The following is a 23,628-nucleotide window of genomic DNA, read 5'->3' as shown; positions in this document are numbered from 1 at the left end:
ATCTACGTCCTCGACCACGGCAAGATCACCGAACAGGGCGACCACCACACCCTGATGGCCCTCAACGGCCTCTACGCCGACCTCTACACCCTCCAAGCCGCCGCCTACCGCTGACCCTCACTGCAGGGCGGCCGCGATGACCGTGCGGGCGATCGAGGTCACCGCGTCGGCCCGCGCCCCGGGGCGCTCCAGCACGACCCCCACCGCCACCTCGGGCGCGTCCGCGGGCGCGAAGGCGGTGACGAGCGCGTGGTCGTCCGTCCCCGGGATGATCTCCGACAGGACGGCCTCGGCGTCCTTCCTGGGGCCGGCCGCCGCCGACTTCCCGGTGCGCGGCGCCATCGTCATCATCGCCGCCAGGCTCTTGGCCAGCGCCGGCGACACGGCCTTGCGGTAGACGGAGGGGCCGGCGCGGTCGATGACCGAGCCGTCCGCCAGCCGTACCTCCTCCACCAGGTACGGCCGCATCAAGGTCCCGTTGTTGGCCACGGCGGCCGACAGCATGGCGACCATCAGCGGCGTCACCCGGCTGTCGTGGTGCCCGATGGCCGACAGGGCGGTCTGCGCCCGGTCCATGGCCAGCGGATAGCGGCTGGCCGTGGCGACGAGCGGGATCGTCAGGTTCGGCGCGTTGAAGCCGAACGCCTCCGCCTGGTCCCTGAGCAGGTCCTGCCCGAGCTGCAGCCCGATGCCGGCGAACGCGGTGTTGCAGGACACGTGGAACGCGTCCGTGAGCGTCGGCCGCTGCTTCCCGCACCCGCCGCCGCCCGCGTTCTGCAGGATCGTCGGCGTCCCGGGCAGCCGCAGCCGTACGGGCGCGTTCACCAGCGAGGTCGGGGTGTACTCCCCGGACGCCAGCGCCGCGGCCGCCGTCACCAGCTTGAAGGTGGACCCGGGCGGATAGAGCCGGTTCAGCGCCCGGTTCAGCAGGGGCCGCGACGGATCCTGCCGGAGCCCTCGCGAGGTCTCCAGAAGGCGGCCGGCGTCGAAGGTGGTGAGGGTGTTCGGGTCGTAGGTCGGATAGGTGGTCAGCGCCAGGATCGCCCCCGTCGCCGGGTTGACGGCCACCACCGCTCCCGGGAGTCCCGTCCTCCTGAGCTCCTGATACGCGGCCCGCTGCACCCGTTCGCTGATCGTCAGCCGGACGTCGGCCCCCTGCACGACGCCCTCCCTGACCAGCGAGCGCACCTTGACCTTCGGGTCCTCCCCGGACAGCACCTCGTCCCGCGCCTGCTCGATCCCGGTGGAGCGGTAGAGCGACATGTGACCGGTGACGGCCGCGTACAGCTCCCCGTCCTGGTAGACCCGCCGGTAGAGGTACGGGCCGCCGCCGGTCGGGCGGCTCACGGCGATCGGGGTGCCCTCATAGGTGAGGATGTCGCCGCGCGGATGGTCGAACCTGGCGATCAGCGGCCGCACGTTCCTGTGGTCGGCGTTGAGCTCCCGCGAACCGAACGCCTGGACGACCGTCACGTGCGCCAGCACCACGAACAGCATCGCCGCGCACAACCTGGCGACACGGCGCAGCGGCTCGTCGATCCGCTCCGCCCTCGATCCGGCCATGGATCTTGGTTTAACAGCCGGACCGCAAAGACAGGGCTAGAGCTGGCTTCGGTAGTAGCCAATCTTGTTGTGGATGTACTTCTGCCGCTCGGCCAGCTTGTCGATCTGCTCCCTGACCTGCCGGTCGTGCTCTTCCAGCAGCCTGATCCGGTCGGGGATCGTGTGGTCTCCGGCGCGTACGAGCTCGGCGAAGCGGAGCATCTTGGCGATGGGCATGCCCGTGTCACGCAGGCAGCGCAGCGTGCCGAGCCAGCCGACGTCCTCCTGGCTGAACCTGCGCTGCCCGGCCGCGTTGCGCCCGACGCGCTCCAGCAGGCCGATCTTCTCGTAGTAGCGCAGGGTGTCGATGCTGAAGCCGGTCTCCTCGACAACTTCCGCCGGCGTGTAGACGCTCACGTCCTCCAGGATCCCACCTGGAGCGCACTCCAGGTCAATCGGCTTGACATGGAGCGCGCTCCAGCTCCCAAAGTCGGGCCCATGAACATCGCACTCGGCACGATTTCGTTCGGCACGACCGTCGACCTGCGGGACACGTTCGCCATCCTGGACCGGTTCCACGAGGCCGGCGGCACGATGCTCGACACGGCCAACAACTACCCGTTCTGGGTGGAGGGCCGGTCGGGCGATGAGAGCGAGCTGGCCATCGGCGCGTGGCTGGCCGCCCGCGGCAACCGCGATGAGATCTTCATCAGCACGAAGGGCGGCGCCCGCCCCACGGTCCCCGGCGACACCACCCTGGCCTCCGCCGAGGGCCTGTCCGCCCCCACCGTCGCCAAGGCCGCCGAGGGCAGCCTGCGGCGCCTCGGCGTGGACCACATCGACCTGTACTGGTCGCACATCGAAGACCGGTCCGTCCCGCTGGAGGAGACCCTGGGGGCGATGGACGAGCTCGCCCAGGCAGGCAAGATCCGCAGCGCGGGGGCGAGCAACATCGCGACCTGGCGCCTCGAACGGGCCAGGAACCTCTCGGCCGCCCACGGCTGGATCTCCTACACCTACCTCCAGCTCCGCCACACCTACCTGCGACCGCGCCCGCTCGCCAGGCTGGCGGAGTCCGGGCACCGGCTCGCCACGGACGAAACCCTCGACTATCTGGCCGCCGAGCCTGATGTGACGTTGTGGGCGTACAACACGCTGATGTTCGGCAGCTACACGCGCGCCGACCGGCCCATCCCCGAGATCTACGACCACTCGGGGACCACGCGGCGGCTCGCGGTGCTGCGGGAGGTCGCGGACGAGCTGGGCGCCACGGTCAACCAGGTGGTGCTGGCGTGGCTGCTGGCCGACGGCGTGGTCCCGATCGTGGGCGTCTCGACGCGGGCCCAGCTGGAGGAGGCCATCGCCGCCACCGACCTCAAGCTCGACACGGACCTCCGCACCCGCCTCGACACCACCACCTGACACCCGGCCCCACCGACCCGGCGCCGGTAGCTCCCATTAGGCGAGGTGGTCGGACAGGTAGCGGCGGACGAGGTGTTTGCATTCGGCGACCAGCACCGCATCCCCGCACGGATCCACGCGGAACGCCAGCTTGAGCACCGCGTCCGTCGCCTCCACCGCCACCAGCAGCGCGCGATCCAGCCCCGGCCCCACGGGTGCGTCCAGGAGTTCGAGGGTGAGGGTGCGCAGCCGGTCGGCCACCACCACGTTGTTCTCCTGCGTCCCGTCCAGCGCCGTCTTGCTCCCGCCGACCGCCGGGCCGCCGGGGCCGAGGAGGACCTCGCCGAAGTCCAGCACCGCGAACCCCGGCGTGGTGCGCTTCATGGCGACGAACTCGTCGATGGCCAGGTCCACCAGGTCCGTCCAGTGTCCGAGGTCGGCCTTGGGGATGCGGTCGGTGACACGAGCGAGGAACGCCTCGAGGTTGCGCCGCGCCAGCGCCCGCACCAGCCCCTGCTTGTCGTGGAAGAACTGGTAGAAGGTACCGATCGGGACTTCGGCGCGGCGGGCGACCTCCTTGGTGGTCATCGCCTCGTAGCCGACCTCATCGAGCAGGAGCGCGCACTCGTCGAGCATCCGCTCCACCCGCTCCACGCTCCGGCGCTGGGCGGGACGGCGGCGCAAGGTACTCGTCATGACCCCATCCTGACCTATTACTGACATTAAAGTTCCCATAGACGAAAGGAGCCCGGGATGTTCCTGTGGGGGACGGCCACTGCGGCATACCAGATCGAGGGCGCGGTCAAGGAGGACGGCAGGGGCGTCTCCATCTGGGACACCTTCGCCCACGAGCCGGGCCGCACCAGGGACGGGCATACCGGGGACGTCGCCTGCGACCACTATCACCGGTGGCGCGAGGACGTCGAGCTCATGTCCGGGCTCGGGGTGAACGCCTACCGCTTCTCCATAGCCTGGCCGCGCGTGCAGCCGCAGGGGGACGGCGAGGTCAACGCGGCAGGGCTCGACTTCTACGAGCGGCTGGTGGACGCGCTGCTGGAGAAGGGCATCCAGCCGGTGCCGACGCTGTTCCACTGGGATCTGCCGCAGGCATTACAAGATCGCGGCGGGTGGATTAATCGCGATATTTCGGGAAATTTCGCCGAGTACGCCGCCACCGTCGCCGCCCGCCTGGCCGACCGCGTCCCCCTCTGGATCACCCTGAACGAGCCGTTCGTCCACATGGCCTACGGGTACGCCATGGGCATCCACGCCCCGGGCCAGGCTCTCCTCACAGACGCGCTCCCCGCCGCCCACCACCAGCTCCTGGCCCACGGCCTGGCCGTGCAGGCCCTGCGGGCGGCCGGTGCCCGCCAGGTGGCCATCACCAACAACTGCACCCCGGTCTGGCCCGCGTCCCAGGAGGAAGGCGACCTGAAGGCGGCGGAGGCCTACGACATCCTCCACAACCGCCTCTTCAACGACCCCGTACTTCTCGGCAAATATCCTGACCTGTCGGCGTACACCCCGACCGTCGACTTCATCCGGGACGGCGACCTCGACATCATCGCCGCCCCGTTGGACGGCCTGGGCATCAACTACTACAACCCCACCCGCATCGCCGCCCCCACCGACGACGGCCTCCCGTTCGCGGACGCGGGCATCACGGGCTATCCCACCACCGCGTTCGGCTGGCCGGTCGTCCCCGACGGCCTGCGCGAGCTCCTGACCGGCCTCAGGTCCAGGTACGGCAGCGCGCTCCCGCCCATCCACATCACGGAGAACGGCTGCTCGACCGACGACACGCTCGAGGACCACACCCGCATCGAGTTCCTGGAGGGCCACATCGCGGCGATGCGCCGGGCCATGGCCGAGGGCGTGGACGTACGGGGCTATTTCGTCTGGTCCCTGCTGGACAACTTCGAGTGGGCCGAGGGCTACCACCAGCGCTTCGGCCTCGTACACGTGGACTTCGAGACCCAGCGCCGCACCCCCAAGACCTCCTACCGCTGGCTGCGGGAGCACATCCGGGCTCAGAACACCGACACGTGAACGTGGTCGTAGTGGTTGGCCGTGACCCCGCCGCGGTCCGACATCGGGTCCCAGCCGCCGCCTGACCGGATGTCGTAGTAGCGCTGCTTCCAGATGATGTACATGACGCCGATGCGGGCGCCGTTCTTGATCAGGTAGTCGGCCAGGGCGTCACCGCGGGCCTCGTCGGACCCGCTGGCCATGGTGCCGCCACGCGACATCATGAAGTCGCAGGCCCGGCCCTTGCCGTGCTCGCCGGGGTCGCCGGGGCGCAGGCAGCCCACGCCGTACTTCATGGGGAAGTTCCGCATGATGTCGGCCCGCACGTCGATCATGCGCTGGGTCAGGCCCTCGGCGCCGCCGGGCTGCTGGAAGCCGTACTTGGCGAGCAGCTTGTCGATGTCACGCTGCTTGCTCTGGAGGTTCTTGATCTCCTTGCGCAGCTTCTCGATCCTGTCGTTGGCGGCGATCCTCGCCTCTTTGGACTTGTCGATCAGCTTCTGGACGCCCTGGACGCGCCTGGTGCGCTCGTCGGCCATGTAGTTCATGTTGGCCGCCTGCCCCAGGATCACGGTCGGGTCGGCGTTGGGGGTGAGGAGCCGGAAGGTGTCGAGGGGCCCCACCATGTACGCGGTCTGCGCGATGTCCGCCACGTCCGCCTGCGCGTCCTTCAGCTGGGCCTGAAGGGTGCCGGAAGTGGTGGTCGCCCGTTTCACCTGGAGCTTGATCTCCTCCAGGCTCTGGATCTGGCCCCGGTAGCGCTTTTCGAGCAGCTCGGCCTGTTTGGTGAGTTTCCGCAGGTCACCAGGGCTGGGATCGGCCACGGCTGGGGATGGCGCGGGAAGGCCGAGCAGCCCGGCGAGGACGGCGACAAGAACGGCGATCCGCCCGGTTCTCACACCCGCCCCCTCCCCTCATAGACGGTCCGAAACTATAGAAGATGATCTTGATGTCTGTCATCCGAACGGCCCAACTGCCGCACCATTGGCGACATTTATGGTGATTTGTCCGAGTTAAGGCGAACCTAAAGATTGGGCCTTGTATAGATCGCTCCAACGGTCTGAGATGGCGATCGAACTCGTCTCTGCGAAGGGGCAGATCGTGTCTCGAACATTGACCCTCGCCACCGCCGTCATCCTCGGCTTAGGCACCTCCATCGTGGCCACGACCGCGCAGGCGTCCGTGGACCCGCTGCCGCCCCGCGACCGCATCGAGCTCTACCAGCTCGACAGCGCCCCGGGCACCGCGCAGGCACTCAGGGAAAAAGGCTTCGACGTCGTCCAGCAGCAGAACAAGGGCGACCAGGAACACATCGAACTCACCGCCGCGCAGACCGACCTGGACGCGCTGCGCAAGCTCGGCCACAAACCCGAGCCCGTACGCAACCCGCAGGGCCGGACCCAGCTCGAGGCCGCCAAGGCGCAGGCGGCCTCGGGCTACACCGTGTGGAAGTCCTATTCCGAGGCGGGCGGCATCGCCGACCAGCTCAGGGCCATCGCGAACGCCAACAAGGACATCGTCAAGCTCCAGTCCATCGGCAAGTCGCTGAAGGGCCAGGACATCCTGGCCGTCAAGGTCACCACGGGCGCCCGGCTGCTGCCCGACGGCATCAAGCCCTCGACGCTCTACTCCGCCACCCAGCACGCCCGCGAGTGGATCGCCACTGAGGTGGACATGCGGCTGCTGAAGTACCTGATCGCGAACAAGGCCGCGCTGAAGGACCTGCTCAACAGGAGCGAGCTGTGGTTCGTGCCGGTGGCCAACCCCGACGGGTACGACTTCACGTTCACCGAGGGCAACCGCCTGTGGCGCAAGAACCTGCGCGACGTCAACGGCGACGGCAAGATCACGATCGGCGACGGCGTCGACCCGAACCGGAACTTCCCGACGAACTTCCACTACGACGAGGAAGGCTCGTCGAGCATCCCGAGCAGCGACACCTACCGCGGCACCGCCCCGGCCAGCGAGCCGGAGACCAGGGCCATGGACGGCCTGCTCAGGCGCATCGGGTTCGAGATGCAGCTCAACTACCACTCCTACGGCCCGCTGCTGCTCTACCCGAGCGGCTTCCAGATCGCCACGGAGACGCCGGACAACCCGATCTACGAGGCCCTCACCGGCAACGACGCCAAGCCGGCCGTCCCCGGCTTCGACCCCGACCTCGGGGCCGAGCTGTACACCACGAACGGCGACACCAACGACCATGCCCACCGCCAGTACGGCACGCTGTCGTGGACGCCGGAGCTGGACGAGGGCTGCGACGGCTGCGGGTTCGTCTTCCCCGACGACGAGGCGCTGGTGCAGGGCGAGTTCGAGAAGGGCCTGCCGTTCGCGCTCGACGTGGCCAAGTCCGCGGTCAACCCCGTCGAGCCGGTGAACCACCTGGGCAACACGACCCCGGACTTCGAGATCGACCCGTTCGAGGTCAGCTACGGCAAGGACCAGGTCGTCCAGGTCAACGCCAAGCGCAAGCTCGGCCCGGTCTTCCTGAACTACCAGGTCAACGGCGGCCGCACCAAGACCGTCCTGACGGGCGAGTGGAAGGGCGGCGAGCGGTACGGCAGCGGCTACGACCGCTACTACCACCGGCTGCGCGGCAAGATCACCGGCACCAGGCCGGGCGACAAGGTGAAGATCTGGTTCGCCTCGATCGGCAGGAAGAGCGCCGACTTCACCTACACCGTGGCGACCGACATCGGCGGCAAGGTGCTGATCCTGGCCACGGAGGACGTCACGGGCCTCAGCCCGGCGCAGGGCGTGACCGAGGCCAAGTACGCCGACGAGTACGCCGCGGCGCTCACGGCGGCCGGCTACACCTCGGACGTGTACGACATGGACAAGATGGGCCGCAAGGCCCCGCACCCGCTGGGCGTGCTCAGCCACTACAAGGCCGTGGTGTGGGAGACCGGCGACGACATCATCCCGAGGTCGCCCGGCCAGGTGGGCGGCACGACCTCCAAGGGCGGCGTGGACACCGAGCTGGCGGTCCGCGACTACCTGAACGAGGGCGGCAAGCTGCTGCACGCCGGCAAGTACCCGTCGTTCGCGGCCAACAACAACGGCGCCTACTACTACCAGCCCGACCAGCCGGCGCAGCCGGAGTGCACGGTCCCGGACGACCCGCCGTGCATCGCGGTGTTCAACGACTTCCAGCAGTACTGGCTGGGCGCGTACGTCTTCTTCGACGACGCCGGCACCGACCACAACACGGGCCGGCCGTTCGGGCTGGCGGGCAACGGCGGCACGTTCGACGGCTTCGGCGCGACGATCGAGCCGAGCCACACCAACTCGTTCGTGGCCACCTCGGCCATCCTGCCCGCGCGGCAGTTCCCGCTGTTCGCGAGCTCGGCGCAGGTCAAGTGGGCACGCCCGGGCGGCCCGTTCGACCCGCACTCCGGGGCATGGGACGTCTACAGCGGCATCGCCGACGTCTCGTGGAAGCGGCTGACCAAGACGATCGACCTGACCGGCAAGAGCAGCGGCGAGCTGACGTTCTGGACGTCGTACGACACCGAGAGCACCTGGGACTACCTCGCGGTAGAGGCGCACACGGCCGGCGGCGACGACTGGACCATGCTCCCGGACGCCAACGGGCACACCACCCAGGAGACCGGCAGCAGCTGCGACCCGCCCAGCGGCGGTGAAGGCTGGCGGACGATCCACCCGTTCACCCAGCGCTACCAGGGCCCCAACTGCGAGGCCACCGGCACCTCCGGCGCCTGGAACGCCGCCACCGGCAACTCGGCCGGCTGGCAGCAGTGGAAGATCGACCTGACCCCGTACGCGGGCAAGCGGGTCGAGCTGTCGGTCTCCTACATCAGCGACTGGAGCACCCAGGGCGCGGGCGTCTTCCTGGACGACTTCGCGGTCACCCTGGACGGCGCGACGACCGAGCAGACCTCGTTCGAGTCGGACCTGGGCGGCTGGGCCGTCGGGGCGCCTCCCGAGGGCACCTCGCCGTCGATCAACAACTGGTTCAGGACGGACCAGGTCTTCGAGGAGGGTGCCGGAATCGTCACCAAGGACACCGTCTACCTGGGCTTCGGCGCTGAGAGCGTGACCGACCCGGCCAAGCGCGCCGACCTCGTCAAGAGATCCATGAAGCACCTGCTCGGTTAGAGCCGGAGAGGGGTGCGGCAGAGCGTGCCGCACCCCTCTTGCGTGTCCGGACAGAACATGGTTCGGTCACCTTGAGGAAGTCCGGAAACAAGCAAGCATTCGGTCAAACAGGAGGGTCACGACATGCGCCGGCACGACACGCTGTTCATCGGGGGCGAATGGGTGGCCCCCGCGGGCACCGCGACGATAGACATCGTCTCCCCGCACACCGAGGAGGTCGTCGGCCAGGTGCCCGACGGCACGGCCGCGGACATGGACCGCGCGGTCGCGGCCGCCAGGGAGGCGTTCGACCACGGGCCGTGGCCGCGGATGACGTTCGCCGAGCGGGCCGAGGTCATCGGCAGACTGGCCGCGATCTACAACGAGCGGCAGGGCGAGATGGCCCAGCTCATCACGGAGGAGATGGGCTCGCCGATCACGTTCTCGAACCTCGCCCAGGCGCCCCAGCCGCTGGGCATGCTCCAGTACTACGCCGAACTGGGCAAGACGTTCGAGCAGGAGGAGCAGCGGCCGGGGCTGTTCGGCCCGATCACCGTGCGCAGGGAGCCGGTGGGCGTGGTGGCGGCCGTGGTGCCGTGGAACGTCCCCCAGTTCGTCACGATGACCAAGGTCGCGCCCGCGCTCCTGGCCGGGTGCACCATCGTGCTCAAGCCGGCGCCCGAGACGCCGCTGGACGCGTACCTGCTGGCCGAGTGGGCGATCGAGGCGGGCATCCCGGCCGGTGTGCTCAACATCGTGGCCGCGGGCCGCGAGGTCGGCGAGCACCTGATCTCCCACCCCGGCGTGGACAAGGTGGCCTTCACCGGCTCGACGGCGGCCGGCCGGCGCATCGCCGCCATCTGCGGCGAGCAGCTCAAGCGGGTCAGCCTGGAGCTGGGCGGCAAGTCCGCCGCGATCGTCCTGGACGACGCCGACCTGGCCGCCAGCATGGGCTTCCTGTCCATCGCCTCACTCATGAACAACGGCCAGGCCTGCGTGGCGCAGACCCGCATCCTGGCCTCGCGCAACCGCTACGACGAGGTCGTCGACGCCGTCGCGAACATGGTCAACTCCCAGCCCGTCGGCGACCCCGCCGACCCGGCGACCGGCATCGGCCCGCTGGTGGCCAAGCGGCAGCAGGACCGGGTGGAGGGCTACATCAGGATCGGCATGGACGAGGGCGCCAAGGTCGTCGTCGGCGGTCTCGACCGGCCCTACGACCGCGGCTGGTACGTCTCCCCCACGGTCTTCTCCGGCGTCACCAACGAGATGCGCATCGCCCGCGAGGAGATCTTCGGCCCGGTCCTGGCCGTGATCCCGTACGAGGACGAGGCGGACGCCGTACGCATCGCCAACGACAGCGACTACGGCCTGGCCGGCTCGGTGTGGACGGCCGACGCCGAGCACGGCATGGACGTGGCCCGCCAGGTTCGCACCGGCACGTACGGCGTCAACTGCTTCATGCTGGAGACCAACGCGCCCTTCGGCGGCTACAAGGCCAGCGGCATCGGCCGCGAGCTGGGTCCCGAGGGCCTGAGCGGCTACCTGGAGTACAAGACGATCGCGCGGCTCGGCTAGCCCTGACGAGAAGGGCCTCGCGGCATGCCGCGAGGCCCTTCGTCGTGCCACGGGACCGTGCACCCAGCGCGCCCCCGCAACGCTAGGTACAGATCCCGCTACCGGAAGTATGTCCCACGGACACCGTGGCGACGGTTTCCTTCCCCAGAGACTTTCTCCCGGCGGTTTCTTTCTTTCCGTCCTAGATAGACGCGTTTAACTCACAAAAGGTTCGAGGAGATCCACTTGCCGATTCTGCGGATGAGTTCGGGGGGCGCGGCGGTCTCCGCGTGGCCGTAGCCGGGCTCGATCCAGAGCTCCTTGGGCTCGCGTGCGCCGGCGTAGAGTTGGTGCGCGTGATCGAGCGGGAAGAACGCGTCCTGGTCGCCGTGCACGATCAGCAGCGGGGTCGGCGAGATGAGCGCGGCGGCCTCGTGCGGCGGCATCGGGATCGGGTTCCAGTCGCCGCGGGCGATCCTCGTCCGCTTGACCACCCTCGCCGCCAGGCGCCCGAACGGCCGCTCGATGGCCCAGTGGACCTGCCGCATCGGCTTGGTGCCGCGGTAGTACCAGCGGGCCGGGCCGCTCACCGCCACCACGGCGTCCACGCCGCCGCGCAGGCCCGCGTGCCGTACGGCCACCGCCGCCCCCATGGAGAAGCCCACGACCGCGATCTTGGAGTAGCCGGCCACGCGGGCGTGCCGGACGGCGGCGTCCAGGTCGAGGATCTCCAGGTCGCCCACCGTGGTCTCACCACCGGAGCGCCCGTGGCCGCGGAAGTCGAAGGCGACCACGCCGCCGTACCCACTCAGCACGTGCACAATGCGCCGCGCCGTACGATCCCGCCACGACCCGGTGAACCCATGCGCCATCACAATGCCTGTGTTCATGGCCTCCACTCCGTGGAGGCGGGCTCGGTCGCTGGGGAGCCGTCGCCTTCCCTCGTCGCTCTGGTCGCTCCGCTCCCGGCGCTCCTCAGTCCAGGCGACGGCGCTCCCTCGCCGTGCGAAGGGGGTGTGAGCGGCGTTGAGGCGTACCCCGTCGTCGGTCCTGAGCATGACGGGGAAATGAGGCGCGTAGGGCATGGGGACGAGCTTATGTTCGCTCCGCGTCCACCCCGTGTTCGGCCGCCCAGACCGCGATCCGCGCCCGCGAGTCGAAGCCCAGTTTCTCCATGATGATGGCGACGTGCCTGGCCACGGTGGCCGGGCTGACCACCAGCGCCTCGGCGACGCCACGGTTGCTCAGGCCGCGGGCCAGCATGGCGGCGATCTCCCGCTCCCGCTCGCTCAGCCCGTCTCGGTCGAGCACGCGCGGCGGCGGCACGGCCGACCCGGGATCGCCGTCGAGCACCAGCCCGGCCACCACCTCCGGCGGCATCGCCGTCCCCCTGACCCACAGCAGCTCCACCGGGTCCGCCCCGAGCCGCGCGCGGGCCAGCGCCAGCAGATCCTCGATCCGGCCGGACGCGCCGACCTGCCCGATGGACTCGCGCAGCGCGGTGGCGGCCGCGGCCGCGAGCACCGCCCCCTCCAGGTCTTCCCGCGCCTGCGCCAGGGCGGAGACGGCCATGAGCGCGCGGACGATCCCCCTGCGCTGGCCCGTCTGCCTGCTCAGCGCCAGGCTGTCGGCTATGTGCCCCCTGGCCGCGGCGTGGTCGTGCAGCCCGGCCGCCACCCGGCCGATCTGGGCCTGGCAGCGGGCCAGCTCGATCCGGTTGTCCAGGTCCTTCAGCAGCGGCAGCGCGGCGGAGTGATGTGACCTGACCGTCTCCAGGTCGCCCGCGGCCTCGGCCACCGCACCCAGGTGGGTCAGCGCCCTGGCCAGCGACCAGTGGTGCCCGGCCTCCGCGGCCAGCGCGAGCGCCTCCTCGCCGTAGCGCCGGGCCTCGTCCGGCCGGCCGTGGAAGAGCGCCAGGTTGAGCTGGGCGATCCTGGCCGTGACCAGGTTGAACAGGTCGTCGTGGGCGCCGGCCGCCGCCTCCAGCTCCGCGGCGTAACGCCGCGCCCGCTCGCTCTGCCCGGTGCGGAAGAGCACGGTCAGCGCCACGCCGTACGTGATGCCCAGCCAGTGGGTGTACGGGTGCCGCTTCTGCTCCTCCAGCCCCCGCACAACCAGCTCTTCCGCCCGGCCCAGCTCGTCGGCGAGCTCCAGCCCGTACGCCAGCCCGCACCTGGCCACCGCGACCAGGTCGGCAGGGGCCCCGGACAGGTCGAGCGCGAGCAGCCGCTCGTGCCAGCCGACGCTCTCGCCCAGGTCGCCCCGGACGGCCATGACGGCCATCGCGGCGCGGGCCAGGCGCAGCCCGAGCACGGGGTCCCGCGACTCCACCGCCCAGTCGACCGCGTTCCTGGAGTCGTCGAGGAGTGCGCGGCCCCTGGTGAAGTGGGCGAACCGCTCCTGCCACGGCATCCTGCGGTCGAGCGAGCCGGCCTCGTGGCAGTGCTCCATCTCCTCGCAGACCGCCTTCAGGTGCCTGTCGCGCAGGTGTGCGGCCTCGCCGGCCTCGGCCAGGCGCTCGGCGGCGTACTGCTTGATGGTCTCCAGCAGGCGGTAGCGGCCGGGGGCGTGGTGGCGCACCAGCGACTTCCCGGCCAGGCCGGCGAGCAGGCCGGGCAGCTCGGCCCTGCGCAGGATGCCGCCGTCGGCGCAGACCCGCTCGGCCAGGTCGAGGTCGAACGGCCCGGCGAACACCGAGAGCCGGCGCAGCAGCACCCGCTCCTTGGGCGGGAGGAGCTCGTGGCTCCACTCGACGATGGCCAGGAGCGTGCGCTGCCTGGCCGGGGCGGTGCGATCGCCGGCGGCAAGTCGGCCGAGACGCTCGCCGCCGCGACCGGCCAGGCGGTCGGCGATGTGGCCGGGGCTCAACCGGCTCGTACGTGCCGCCGCCAGCTCCAGCGCGAGCGGCAGGCCGTCGAGCGCGTGGCACAGGCGTACGACGTCGTCCATGACGCCCGCCACCCCGCTCGCGCCCGCCGCGAGCGCCCGCTCGACGAACAGCAGCACGGACTCGGCCTCGGGATGCCGCTCGTCGGGCAGCTCCAGCGGCGGCACCCGCCAGACCAGCTCGCCCGGGATGCGCAGCGGCTCCCGGCTGGTGAGCAGGAACCGCAGCTCGGGGCACTCGGCGGTCAGGCCGGCCACCAGCTCGGCGCAGCGCTCGACCAGGTGCTCGCAGTTGTCCAGCACGATCAGCGCACTGGCGGTGCGCAGGCGCGTGCGCAGGCCGTCCAGCAGCCGCCCGGGCACCTCGTCGCGGACGCCGAGCACCTCGGCCATCTCGTTGACGATCAGCTCGGGGTTGCCGATGCGGGCCAGCTCGACCAGCCACACACCGTCGGGGAAGCGTCTCAGCTCCTGCGCCGCCACGCGCAGGCCGAGCCGGGTCTTGCCGATGCCGCCCACGCCGCTGAGCGTGACCACGCGTTCTTCGTGGACGAGCACCGCCAGCTCGGCCACGTCGCGGACGCGACCGACGAAGCGGTTGGGCTCGGCGGGGAGATTGTGCGGAACTTGCGCGATCATGTGGGGCCCAGGTGGTCGCGGGGGGATCACATCCGATGCCAAGTCTCCCCTGCTTCAGGGGCTGATGGGGTCACTTTCCGTGCAGAGTTCGCGACTGGTTGGATATGAATGCGGGACACCGAGCTCGGCGACGCTCATCACGATCCGTACGCGTGATTCGTCCGCGGCGGCGAGCGCCCTCGGCAGGTCGGAGATCATCACGCGGGCGCCGCTCGCGTGGATCCGGTCCCTGAAGGCGCACGCGTCGAGATCGCACGGCAACGGCCAGGCGACGCCGCCCGCGGCGATCACCGCGTCGGCCGCCACCAGCAGGTCGGCTCCCACGGGCAGGCAGATGAGCACGGCGTCACCCGCGCGCACACCTCGGCGCCGCAGCTGGACGGCCGCGACTGCAGACCTCTCGTCCAGCTGCTCCTCGGTGAGCCTCAGGCCGGTGCCCGAGTCCACCATGACGATGCGCTCATCCATGTGGCCCACGGTAGGGAGGGCCCCTCATGCATACATGGGGCGGAATATGCAGATCCCTATGCAGAACCGCGCGCCACGTTCACCGCGCGACGGTCGGGTGCTCGGCGGCCCAGACCGCGATCTGGGCCCGCGACGTGTAGCCCAGCTTCTCCATGATGTTGGCGATGTGCCGGGCGACCGTGGCGGGGCTGATCACCAGCTCCGTCGCGATGGCGCGGTTGGACAGCCCCCTGGTGAGCAGGCCCGCGACCTCCTGCTCGCGGGCCGTCAGCAGCGAGTGTCTGACCGGCTTGGTCGCCACCGGCGCCTTCTGCGCGATGCGCTCGCCCTCCAGCACGTGGCGGGCGGCGTCGTCGGGGCTCATGGCCCGGCCCCGCGACCAGATCGAGGTGGTGCGGCCGTCGCCCAGCTTGGTGCGGGCCCGGCCGAGCAGCTCCTCGATCCTGAGCGTGGGCGACTTCTGCCCGATCGACTCGCGCAGCCTGACCGCCGCGCCCGCCGCCAGCACGGCGCCCTCCAGGTCACCCTCGCACTCCGCCAGCATCGACAGCCCGACCAGGCACAGGGCCACCCCGTGGCGTTGCCCGGTCTCCCGGCCCAGGGCGAGGCTGGCGGCCAGCCACTCCCGCGCGGCGGCGAACTCGTGCAGCATCGCCGTCACCCTGCCGACCCTGGCCAGGGCGCGCGACAGGTCGAGGTCGCTGCCCAGCTCGCGCAGCCACGGGACGACCATCTCGTAGTGGGCCTTGGCGGTCACCAGGTCGCCGCGGAACTCGGCCACCGAGCCGAGCTGGGTGGCGGTCCTGGCCATGATCCACCGGTGGCCGTGCTCGCGGGCCCGGGCGAGCGCCTCCTCGCCGTGCCGCTGCGCCTCGCGCAGCCGCCCGCGGGTCAGCGCCACGGCCGACAGCCCGGCCAGCCCCGCCGCCTGGTTCCACGCGTCTCCCGACCGCAGGGCCAGCGCCAGGCCCTCCTCCGCGTGGTGCACCGCGTCCTCGGGCCTGCCCATGCGCAGCAGCACGACGACGATGAGGCTGTGGATGACGCAGCGCGCGAACGTGTTGTCGGTGGTGAGCGCGGCCAGGCTCTCCTCGGCCAGCGCCAGGGAGCGGCTCAGCTCGTCCCTGGCCTCCAGGCCGTAGGCGAGGTATCCCCTGGCCTGCGCGATCTGCTCGACGGGCACCCCGGTCAGGTCGAGCGACAGCAGCCGCTCGATCCAGGTGACGATCTCCGTCAGGTTTCCGCAGAGCGGCAGCAGCCCGCTGCTGGCTGCGCAGAGGCGCAGGCCCAGCGGCACGTTGCCGGACTCCACGGACCAGTCGAGCGCCATCCGCTGGTCGTCGACGAGGCGCTTGCTCATGGTCAGCGCCTCGAGGCGGCGCGCCCACGGCACGCCCGGCTCGACCATCTCGGTGGTGAAGTGGCGCTCCTGCAGCTCGCAGACCACGTGCAGGTGACGCTCGCGCAGGACCTCGCGCTCGCCGGCCTTCTGGAGGCACCCCACCGCGTAGCGCTTGATGGTCTCCAGCAGCCAGTAGCGCCTGCGGCTCTCGTCGCACAGCACGAGGGACTTGTCGACCAGCCCGCCGAGCAGATCGACGATCTCCGACTCCGAGATGGGCCGCTCGGCGCAGACGTGCTCGGCCAGGTCGAGGTCGAAGTCCCCGGCGAACACCGACAGCCTGCGCAGCAGCACCTGCTCCTTCGCCGACAGCAGGTCGTAGCTCCACTCGACGGCCGCGACCAGCGTGCGCTGCCTGGCGGGAGCGGTGCGGCCGCCGGTGGTGAGCAGCGAGAACCGGTCGTCGATGCGGTCGGCGATCTGGCCCGGGCTGAGCAGGCTCGTGCGGGCCGCGGCCAGCTCCAGCGCCAGCGGCAGCCCGTCGAGTGCCCGGCACAGCCGCACCACGTCGGCCAGGCTGCCGGGGCCCAGCCTGGTGCCGGCGGCCGTCGCCCGGTCCAGGAAGAGCTGCACGGACTCCGCCTCGGGACCGCCCTGCTCGTGCTCGGGGCCGCCTTCCCTGGGAGCGCTCTCGTCGGGGAGGTCGAGCGGCGGGACCCGCCAGATCAGCTCGCCGGCGATGCGCAGCGGCTCCCTGCTGGTGGCCAGGACGCTCAGGCGCGGGCAACCCGCGATCAGCTCCGCGGCGACCTCGGCGCACCTGTCGATGAGATGCTCGCAGTTGTCGAGCAGCAGCAGGCAGTGCAGGTCGCGCAGCCGGTCGAGGACGGTGCCGAACACCGGGCGGCCCGCCTCCTCCCGCACGCCGAGCACCCGGCCGATCTCCTGGTCGACCAGCTCGGGGCGGCGCAGCCTGGCCAGCTCGACCAGCCAGACGCCGTCGGGGTACGCCGGCACCAGTCCGGCCGCGACCCGCAGGGCCAGGCGGGTCTTGCCGATGCCGCCCACCCCGCACAACGTGACCACGCGCGTCTCGCGGAACAGCCCGCGCAATTCGTCGAGATCGCGCTCGCGACCAACGAACCGGTTGGGCTCCGCCGGAAGATTGTGCCTGGGGGGCTCTGGCATGTGGTCACCCTGCGTCGCTGAAGGATCACACTCTCCCACAGTGTCGCACTTTTCACAGCCCAAGCGAGCTCACGATCGCCCTTTCGTCGACGACACGCAGGACGGGGTCGCCGAGCAGCCGTCTGGCCAGGTCGTACGGCGCGACGACCATGGTGGCCCGGCGCTCCTGGGCCAGCACGCGGCAGCCCACCAGGCTCGGCTCGTGGGCGATGACGACGTGCGCCCCCACCGTCATCGCCAGATCGATCACCCGCAGCCCCCGGAACGGCTCGCTCACCGCGCTGATCACCACGTCCTCCTTGCCGATCACCAGCCGGCCGGCCAGCCTGCGCAGGTCGCTCGCCAGCGTGTGGTGATCGAACACCCGCCCGCCGTCGACGGTGAGCGCCGGCCCCGCCAGCGGGCCGTACTCGAGGGCGCGGTCGCCGATGAGCGCGGTGAACGGCTTCGCCCCCGGCACGGACTGGAAGGAGAAGACCTGGTCGACCTTCACCGCGGCGGGGTCGTAGCGGCGTTGGGTGATCATGAAGCGCGCCGTCCCCGAGGCCGCGAGCACCGCCACCCCGCCCGCCCAGGCCACGGAGTGGACCGCCAGGGGCAACGACGTGCCGAGCGGGACGTCGACGATCACCTCGTCACCGAAACGCAGGCCCTGGCGCTGCAGACCCGCCGCGGCGCGGGTGACACGCCTGGTGAAAGCGGAGTACGACAGCACCTCGCCGGTCCTGACTTCGCTGACCGCCGGTTGGTCCCCCTGGGTCGGCGCGGCGGCCATAACCAGCTCTGTCCAGGTCATGCCGATAATCTAAGGACGGCGGCCCGGCTTGCCATGCGCACAATTGTGCAACCGGCTATGTACGTCGGGCTTAACGTCAGCTTGACATCGAGGATCGCGCTTGACATCGGGAATCCCTCGCGTCACGCCTGCCACCTGGGGGACTCCCGTATCCACACCCGTCCCCCTCGCGTCGCGCCCGCTTTCAGGGGACCCCATATCCACAACCGCCCCTCTCCTCAGTCGCGCCTGTCATCAGAGGGGATCAACTAGACTTATAAGGCCGCGACTTCGCGCGGCCGCCCCCACGACACAGAGCGAGACGTCATCATGCCTTTGAACAGCCGCGACGACCTGCGGAACATCGCGATCATCGCGCACGTCGACCATGGCAAGACCACGCTTGTGGATGCCATGCTCTGGCAGTCCGGGGCCTTCCGCGCCAACCAGGACGTCGACGACCGCGTCATGGACTCCAACGACCTCGAGCGCGAGAAGGGCATCACCATTCTCGCGAAGAACACCGCGGTCAAGCACGGCGGCATGACCATCAACATCATCGACACTCCCGGCCACGCCGACTTCGGCGGCGAGGTCGAGCGCGGCCTGTCGATGGTCGACGGCGTGGTGCTGCTGGTCGACGCCTCCGAGGGGCCGCTGCCGCAGACCCGCTTCGTGCTGCGCAAGGCGCTGGCCGCGAAGATGCCGGTCATCCTGTGCATCAACAAGGTCGACCGCCCCGACGCCCGCATCAAGGACGTCGTGGACGAGGTCTACGAGCTGTTCATGGACCTCGACGCCACGGAGGAGCAGATCGACTTCCCGATCGTCTACGCCTCCGCCAAGGCCGGCCGGGCCTCCATGGAGCGCCCCGAAGACGGCGGCATGCCCGACTCGACGGACCTCGAGCCGCTGTTCGACATCATCAAGTCGACCATCCCCGCGCCGACGTACGACCCGAGCGCGCCGCTCCAGGCCCACGTCACCAACCTCGACGCCTCCTCCTACCTCGGCCGCATCGCGCTGTGCCGCATCCACCAGGGCGTCATGCGCAAGGGCCAGCAGGTGGCCTGGTGCCGCACCGACGGCACGATCCAGCGCGTCAAGATCACCGAGCTGCTCATGACCGAGGCCCTGGAGCGCAAGCCGGCTGAGGAGGCGGGCCCCGGTGACATCATCGCCATCGCCGGCATCCCCGACATCATGATCGGTGAGACGCTGGCCGACCCCGAGGACCCGCGCCCGCTGCCGCTGATCACGGTGGACGAGCCGGCCATCTCGATGACCATCGGCACCAACACCTCGCCCCTGGTCGGCAAGGTCAAGGGGGCCAAGGTCACCGCCCGCATGGTGAAGGACCGCCTCGAAAAGGAGCTGGTCGGCAACGTGTCGCTGCGCGTGCTGCCCACCGACCGGCCCGACGCCTGGGAGGTGCAGGGCCGCGGCGAGCTGGCGCTGGCCATCCTGGTCGAGCAGATGCGCCGCGAGGGCTACGAGCTGACCGTCGGCAAGCCGCAGGTCGTCACCAAGACCATCGACGGCAAGGTGCACGAGCCGGTCGAGCGCCTGACGGTCGACTGCCCCGAGGAATACCTCGGCGCGGTCACCCAGCTCCTGGCCGTGCGCAAGGGCCGCATGGAGCACATGACCAACCACGGCACCGGCTGGATCCGGATGGAGTTCGTGGTCCCGGCGCGCGGCCTGATCGGCTTCCGCACCGAGTTCCTCACCGAGACGCGCGGCACCGGCCTGGTGCACCACGTGTTCGACTCGTACGAGCCCTGGTTCGGCGAGCTGCGCACCCGCAACAACGGCTCTCTGGTGGCCGACAGGTCCGGCCCGGTGACCGCGTTCGCGATGCTCAACCTGCAGGAGCGCGGCACGCTGTTCGTCTCGCCGACGACCGAGGTCTACGAAGGCATGATCGTCGGCGAGAACTCCCGGTCCGACGACATGGACGTGAACATCACCAAGGAGAAGAAGCTCACCAACATGCGCTCCTCCACCAGCGAGGAGACGGAGAAGGTGATCCCGCCGCGCGTCCTCTCGCTGGAGCAGGCGCTGGAGTTCATCCGCGAGGACGAGTGCGTGGAGATCACTCCGGAGCACGTGCGCATTCGCAAGGTCGTGCTCGACGCCGCCACGCGCGGTCGCGCCGCGGCCCGCGCCAAGCGCGCCTGAGCTTTTCCGTCGCTTTTTTCGGTGTAAGCCCAGCCGGTAAGGCTTCGGGCTTCGCCATGGGCGATGAATGAGCCAGCGGGTCAAGAAAAGGGGTCATGGTGAAAAGCTGTAATCACACCGTGACCCCGTGACATAGAACATTTTGCCATTCCGGAGAATCATCCAATTTGTGGGAACGCTCCGGATGGCAACTGCGTTCGGGCTGGCTCTGGTGTCGTTGGGGGCGATCGTTTGGTGCACCGTCGTAGCCAGACCGGTGGCGGCCCCCGTGCTGCCCAAGAGCACGGCGGTGCCCAACCCGTGGGTGGCGGCCGCCGCCCGCGCCGACCCTCTGGTGGGCTGGGCCCGCAAGGCCATCACCGAGGTGACGCTCACCAGGGCGGCTGAGCGCGACCTGGACCCGGTGCCCAAGGGGCGGATCGATCCCCGCCAGCGGCAGGTCAAGGTGACCGTCGTCCACCGGCTCCAGATGGCGCCCAAGGACCCGCTCACGGAGGCGCTGCGTCAGGGCAGCGGGTTCCCGGGCACACTTCAGCAGGTCACCGACGCCGCGTTCGGCGCGATCAAGGTGGGCGGGCCCGGGCTGGCGCCCACGACGCGCCTGGCGCCGATCCTGACCTCCGATTCCACGGGGACCACGGCCAGGTTCGCCGTGACGTTGCTGCGGCAGGTCAAGGCGGACGAGCTGCTGAAGCTCGACTTCACCGCGCCCAGCGCGGTCCCGCTGATCGTCACCTCGCGCTCGATCGCCGTGCTGCCCGGTGAGTGGACGGTGCTGCGGCTGGCGGGGATCACGCCGGAGCGGGAGCAGGAGGAGCGGCTGGAGTTCACCATCGGGGCGTACCCGGTGAGCATGACGCTGGCGCCGGACTCGTTCGGGTTCGCCGACACGGTCGTGGAGGACGACTTCTCGTGGGCCACCGCGCTCGGCGTGCTCACCGCGATCGCTCTCGTCGCCTTCCTGCTGCGCTCGCTCGGGCGCGGGTGGTGGGCGCGGCTGGCCAACAGGGAGCTGTTCGTCGGGCTCGTCCTGGCGGCGCCCACGCTGCTGATCCCGCTGTTCGCCGAGGACTGGTCGGCGGTCGCGTACGTGATCCTCTTCGTCGCGGTGCCCGCGTTCGCGCTGCGGCACGCGGGACGGGTGCTGCCCACCAGCCCGCCGTGGAACACGCGCGACCTGCTGGTCGTGACCGGGCTGGGCGTGGTGGTCGGGCTCGGCATGCTGGCCTGGTCGTGGCTGCACGGGCAGCTGCCGGGGCAGACGCTGCTGGCCGGAGGGGCGGTGGCGGCCGTGGCCGCGGCCGGCTCCGCCGTGGCGTTCAGCGTGGACCTGGGGGTCAGGCCGGTGATCGTACGGCTGGCCGTGCTGTCGGCCGAGGCCGCGATCGGGCTGCTCGCGCTGGCGCTGTGGCTGCGGGCGCTGCTGACCGGGGTGTACCCGCCGGACAGCGTCCGGTTGGTGCTGGCGCTGGGCTGGGCGATGATCCCGGTCGCCGCCCTCGCCGTGGCCACCAAGCAGTGGACGCGCGGCGCGGTGGCCGGCGCGGTGATCGTGAGCCTGCTGGTCCAGGGCTGGCCGACCGAATGGCTGGACTCGGGGTCGTGGAGCCTGGCGGTGTCGCAACCCGAGCCCCGGATCGGCAGCCTGGTGCTCACCCCGCTCGTGCGCGGGGTGCTCGGACTGCTGCTGCTGGGGTTCCTGATGCTGGTGCTGCGGCTGCGGCGGCTCGGCGACGAGCTCTCCGCGATCGACAACCCGGTCGCCGAGTCGACCATGATCGCCGTACTGATGGTGCTGTACATCACGCCCGGCGGCAGCACGACCCTGGCGGACATCGACGTGCCGCTGCCGCTGCTGGCGATCACCTCGATCGTCGCCTGGGCGAGCGCGCGCTGGCTGCTCTCCGGGCCGCGCCCCGTACTCGCCGAGCCCGCCTCGCAGGAGGAGCACCGCCGGCTCGTCAGGGCCGCCCTGCACAAGCGGCTGCTGCTGGTGGCCGAGCAGGAGCTGTACCGCGTCGGACGCGGCAGCATCGGCTCGGGCGAGATGTCGATGACGGACTTCGACGAGCGGCGGGACGCCCTGGAGGAGGCGCTGCGGCAGCACGGCCGACACCCGGAGACCGCCTTCGCCACGGCCGCCGGCTGCACGCCCTGGCACAACGGCGTGCACGCCTTCGCCGTGAGCCTGCTGCTGAGCCTGCCTTTCGCGATCGTGTACGGGTGGCCGGACGGGGCCGACCTGACCAGCTTCATCTTCGACGCGCGCTACCTGATCACGCTGCCGGCCTTCGGCTTCCTGTTCGGCTACTTCTACCCGCGCCTGCGCGGCACCCAGCCGATGACCAAGGCCCTCCACCTGATCGCCGCGGCCCTGCTCACGGAGCTGTCCGGCTACCTGTCCACCTTGGTGGAGCCGGACATCGGGGCCTTCGACAAGGTGCAGGTGGTGGGAATCGTGGTGGGTCAGGTGACCATGGTCTGCGTCGGGCTGGGGCTGTACTGGGAGTGGCGCCTCATGCACCTGGCCGGGGAACCGTGGGCCCGGGTCCGCAACCTCCGCAGCATCCGCAGCTTGGCGGCCCCCACGCTGGCCATCGTCGTTGCGGCCGGCACCACCGCCGCCACCTCCGCGGCCGGCCAAACCGTCGACCGCATCCTCAAGGGCGACCAGATCACCACCACCGCCCCCCGCTAACCGCATGGCTCCGGGGCCCACACCCCGCCGCCCCCGGGCCAAGGTGCACGCCACTCGCCACGCGACGGCCCGAGTGCCGACCGCATAGCGCCGAACACCACCGCACAACACCCCGCCGACCCGGCACCCGGCGGGGTGGGCGGGCCGGGGGCGGAAGGGTTAGCGGCGGGGGAGTTCGCTGCCGCGGACGTGGGTGCAGAGCCAGTCGACCAGCGGACCGTACGCGCGCCACGTACGAGACACGCGCTCGCGCACCTCCGCCGTGTGCACCCACGGCTCCGGCTCCCAGCGCACCCCCGCGTAGAGCGACTTGTGCCGCAGCAGCTCGATCCGCGGATGGTCCTCCGAGAAGCCCCGCGGCTTGGTCTTGAGGCGCTCCCCGCCCAGCTCGTAACCGGCGGACACCAGCTCCCCCGTCATCGACTCCAGGGGCTTGCCGGCCAGGTCCTCGTCCACCGCGGCCCGGAAGCGGGCCACCTGGTCGGACGCCTGGGTGTAGAAGCCCCCGGCCGTGTAGATCCCGGCCGCGCTCAGCTCCACGTAGAGCCCGATCCCCGGCTGGAGGTCCACGAACGCGCCCTGATGGGTCTTGTACGGCGATTTGTCCTTGGAGAAGCGCACATCACGGTAGGGCCGGAAGAGCTGCGCCGCCCCGAACTCGGCGGCCAGCTCGTCCGTGAGCGCGAGCATCGGCTCCCGCACCGCCTCCTCGTAGAGGTGCTTGTGCCGCGTGAAGTAGGTCTTCGAGTTGTCCGCCTCGAGCCCCTCGTAGAACAGGAAAGCCTCATCAGGGAAGCCGCTGAAACCCATGCTCCCAAGGGTGCC

16 protein-coding genes are annotated in these 23,628 nt (G+C 70.5%); 6 read left to right on the top strand and 10 right to left on the bottom strand.

Annotated elements, in window-relative coordinates:
- Positions 1-117 precede the first annotated feature (117 nt).
- Positions 118-1,563 (bottom strand): penicillin-binding transpeptidase domain-containing protein, encoded by a 1,446-nt coding sequence (locus tag AB0L65_RS51680; protein WP_364262665.1) that lies wholly within the window; start codon positions 1,561-1,563, stop codon positions 118-120.
- A 36-nt stretch (positions 1,564-1,599) separates the two neighbouring features.
- Positions 1,600-1,959 carry a MerR family transcriptional regulator gene (locus tag AB0L65_RS51675; RefSeq protein ID WP_350729790.1) on the bottom strand — a complete coding sequence of 120 codons (360 nt, stop codon included), beginning with the start codon at positions 1,957-1,959 and terminating at the stop codon, positions 1,600-1,602.
- 81 nt (positions 1,960-2,040) lie between these two features.
- Here AB0L65_RS51675 and AB0L65_RS51670 point away from each other — a divergent pair, with 81 nt between their 5' ends.
- Positions 2,041-2,964, top strand: coding sequence for an aldo/keto reductase (locus AB0L65_RS51670; protein WP_364262662.1), 924 nt, complete (start codon positions 2,041-2,043; stop codon positions 2,962-2,964).
- A 36-nt stretch (positions 2,965-3,000) separates the two neighbouring features.
- On the opposite strand, the gene AB0L65_RS51665 is transcribed toward AB0L65_RS51670, so the two are convergent.
- Positions 3,001-3,639, bottom strand: coding sequence for a TetR family transcriptional regulator (locus AB0L65_RS51665; protein ID WP_364262659.1), 639 nt, complete (start codon positions 3,637-3,639; stop codon positions 3,001-3,003).
- A 57-nt stretch (positions 3,640-3,696) separates the two neighbouring features.
- Here AB0L65_RS51665 and AB0L65_RS51660 point away from each other — a divergent pair, with 57 nt between their 5' ends.
- Positions 3,697-4,992: a GH1 family beta-glucosidase gene (locus tag AB0L65_RS51660; protein ID WP_364262656.1), complete on the top strand. Its 1,296-nt coding sequence runs from the start codon at positions 3,697-3,699 to the stop codon at positions 4,990-4,992.
- On the opposite strand, the gene AB0L65_RS51655 is transcribed toward AB0L65_RS51660, so the two are convergent.
- Positions 4,974-5,870, bottom strand: coding sequence for a hypothetical protein (locus tag AB0L65_RS51655; protein ID WP_364262653.1), 897 nt, complete (start codon positions 5,868-5,870; stop codon positions 4,974-4,976). The genes AB0L65_RS51660 and AB0L65_RS51655 overlap by 19 nt on opposite strands.
- A 202-nt stretch (positions 5,871-6,072) precedes the next feature.
- Between AB0L65_RS51655 and AB0L65_RS51650 the strand changes: the two genes are divergently transcribed.
- Both AB0L65_RS51650 and AB0L65_RS51645 read left to right on the top strand, forming a co-directional pair.
- The gene (locus tag AB0L65_RS51650; protein WP_364262650.1) at positions 6,073-9,090 is read left to right on the top strand and encodes a M14 family zinc carboxypeptidase; all 3,018 of its coding nucleotides are present in this window, start codon (positions 6,073-6,075) and stop codon (positions 9,088-9,090) included.
- Between the two features lie 123 nt (positions 9,091-9,213).
- Positions 9,214-10,647 carry an aldehyde dehydrogenase gene (locus AB0L65_RS51645; RefSeq protein ID WP_364262647.1) on the top strand — a complete coding sequence of 478 codons (1,434 nt, stop codon included), beginning with the start codon at positions 9,214-9,216 and terminating at the stop codon, positions 10,645-10,647.
- Positions 10,648-10,847: 200 nt separating this feature from the next.
- Here the strand turns inward: AB0L65_RS51645 and AB0L65_RS51640 are convergent, their stop codons facing one another.
- The 5 genes from AB0L65_RS51640 to AB0L65_RS51620 form a co-directional block, all read right to left on the bottom strand.
- Positions 10,848-11,516 (bottom strand): alpha/beta fold hydrolase, encoded by a 669-nt coding sequence (locus tag AB0L65_RS51640; RefSeq protein WP_364262644.1) that lies wholly within the window; start codon positions 11,514-11,516, stop codon positions 10,848-10,850.
- Positions 11,517-11,721: 205 nt separating this feature from the next.
- Positions 11,722-14,151 (bottom strand): LuxR C-terminal-related transcriptional regulator, encoded by a 2,430-nt coding sequence (locus AB0L65_RS51635; RefSeq protein WP_364262641.1) that lies wholly within the window; start codon positions 14,149-14,151, stop codon positions 11,722-11,724.
- Between the two features lie 54 nt (positions 14,152-14,205).
- The gene (locus AB0L65_RS51630) at positions 14,206-14,619 is read right to left on the bottom strand and encodes an AMP-binding protein (RefSeq protein ID WP_364262638.1); all 414 of its coding nucleotides are present in this window, start codon (positions 14,617-14,619) and stop codon (positions 14,206-14,208) included.
- A gap of 79 nt (positions 14,620-14,698) precedes the next feature.
- Positions 14,699-17,149: a LuxR C-terminal-related transcriptional regulator gene (locus tag AB0L65_RS51625; protein ID WP_364262635.1), complete on the bottom strand. Its 2,451-nt coding sequence runs from the start codon at positions 17,147-17,149 to the stop codon at positions 14,699-14,701.
- 52 nt (positions 17,150-17,201) lie between these two features.
- On the bottom strand, positions 17,202-17,945 hold the full coding sequence (locus AB0L65_RS51620) for an AMP-binding protein (RefSeq protein ID WP_364262632.1): 744 nt from the start codon (positions 17,943-17,945) through the stop codon (positions 17,202-17,204).
- A 309-nt stretch (positions 17,946-18,254) separates the two neighbouring features.
- Between AB0L65_RS51620 and typA the strand changes: the two genes are divergently transcribed.
- Both typA and AB0L65_RS51610 read left to right on the top strand, forming a co-directional pair.
- Positions 18,255-20,105, top strand: a complete 1,851-nt coding sequence (typA, locus tag AB0L65_RS51615; RefSeq protein WP_364262629.1) for a translational GTPase TypA — start codon at positions 18,255-18,257, stop codon at positions 20,103-20,105.
- Positions 20,106-20,289: 184 nt separating this feature from the next.
- The gene (locus AB0L65_RS51610; protein WP_364262626.1) at positions 20,290-22,803 is read left to right on the top strand and encodes a hypothetical protein; all 2,514 of its coding nucleotides are present in this window, start codon (positions 20,290-20,292) and stop codon (positions 22,801-22,803) included.
- A gap of 159 nt (positions 22,804-22,962) precedes the next feature.
- On the opposite strand, the gene AB0L65_RS51605 is transcribed toward AB0L65_RS51610, so the two are convergent.
- Positions 22,963-23,613 carry a DUF2461 domain-containing protein gene (locus AB0L65_RS51605; protein WP_364262623.1) on the bottom strand — a complete coding sequence of 217 codons (651 nt, stop codon included), beginning with the start codon at positions 23,611-23,613 and terminating at the stop codon, positions 22,963-22,965.
- Positions 23,614-23,628: the final 15 nt, after the last annotated feature.

Source organism: Nonomuraea sp. NPDC052116, from assembly GCF_040680035.1.
GTDB classification, from domain to species: domain Bacteria; phylum Actinomycetota; class Actinomycetes; order Streptosporangiales; family Streptosporangiaceae; genus Nonomuraea; species Nonomuraea angiospora_A.
The sequence above is the reverse complement of the archived record's forward strand: the minus strand, read 5'-3'. Positions and strand labels throughout refer to the sequence as shown.

Coding starts and splice junctions, on each gene's coding strand:
- AB0L65_RS51680 (WP_364262665.1), bottom strand. CDS start 1,563: ATGGCCGGATCGAGGGCGGAGCGGATCGACGAGCCGCTGCGCCGTGTC.
- AB0L65_RS51670 (WP_364262662.1), top strand. CDS start 2,041: ATGAACATCGCACTCGGCACGATTTCGTTCGGCACGACCGTCGACCTG.
- AB0L65_RS51665 (WP_364262659.1), bottom strand. CDS start 3,639: ATGACGAGTACCTTGCGCCGCCGTCCCGCCCAGCGCCGGAGCGTGGAG.
- AB0L65_RS51660 (WP_364262656.1), top strand. CDS start 3,697: ATGTTCCTGTGGGGGACGGCCACTGCGGCATACCAGATCGAGGGCGCG.
- AB0L65_RS51645 (WP_364262647.1), top strand. CDS start 9,214: ATGCGCCGGCACGACACGCTGTTCATCGGGGGCGAATGGGTGGCCCCC.
- AB0L65_RS51640 (WP_364262644.1), bottom strand. CDS start 11,516: ATGAACACAGGCATTGTGATGGCGCATGGGTTCACCGGGTCGTGGCGG.
- AB0L65_RS51635 (WP_364262641.1), bottom strand. CDS start 14,151: ATGATCGCGCAAGTTCCGCACAATCTCCCCGCCGAGCCCAACCGCTTC.
- AB0L65_RS51630 (WP_364262638.1), bottom strand. CDS start 14,619: ATGGATGAGCGCATCGTCATGGTGGACTCGGGCACCGGCCTGAGGCTC.
- AB0L65_RS51625 (WP_364262635.1), bottom strand. CDS start 17,149: ATGCCAGAGCCCCCCAGGCACAATCTTCCGGCGGAGCCCAACCGGTTC.
- AB0L65_RS51620 (WP_364262632.1), bottom strand. CDS start 17,945: ATGACCTGGACAGAGCTGGTTATGGCCGCCGCGCCGACCCAGGGGGAC.
- typA (WP_364262629.1), top strand. CDS start 18,255: ATGCCTTTGAACAGCCGCGACGACCTGCGGAACATCGCGATCATCGCG.
- AB0L65_RS51610 (WP_364262626.1), top strand. CDS start 20,290: ATGGCAACTGCGTTCGGGCTGGCTCTGGTGTCGTTGGGGGCGATCGTT.
- AB0L65_RS51605 (WP_364262623.1), bottom strand. CDS start 23,613: ATGGGTTTCAGCGGCTTCCCTGATGAGGCTTTCCTGTTCTACGAGGGG.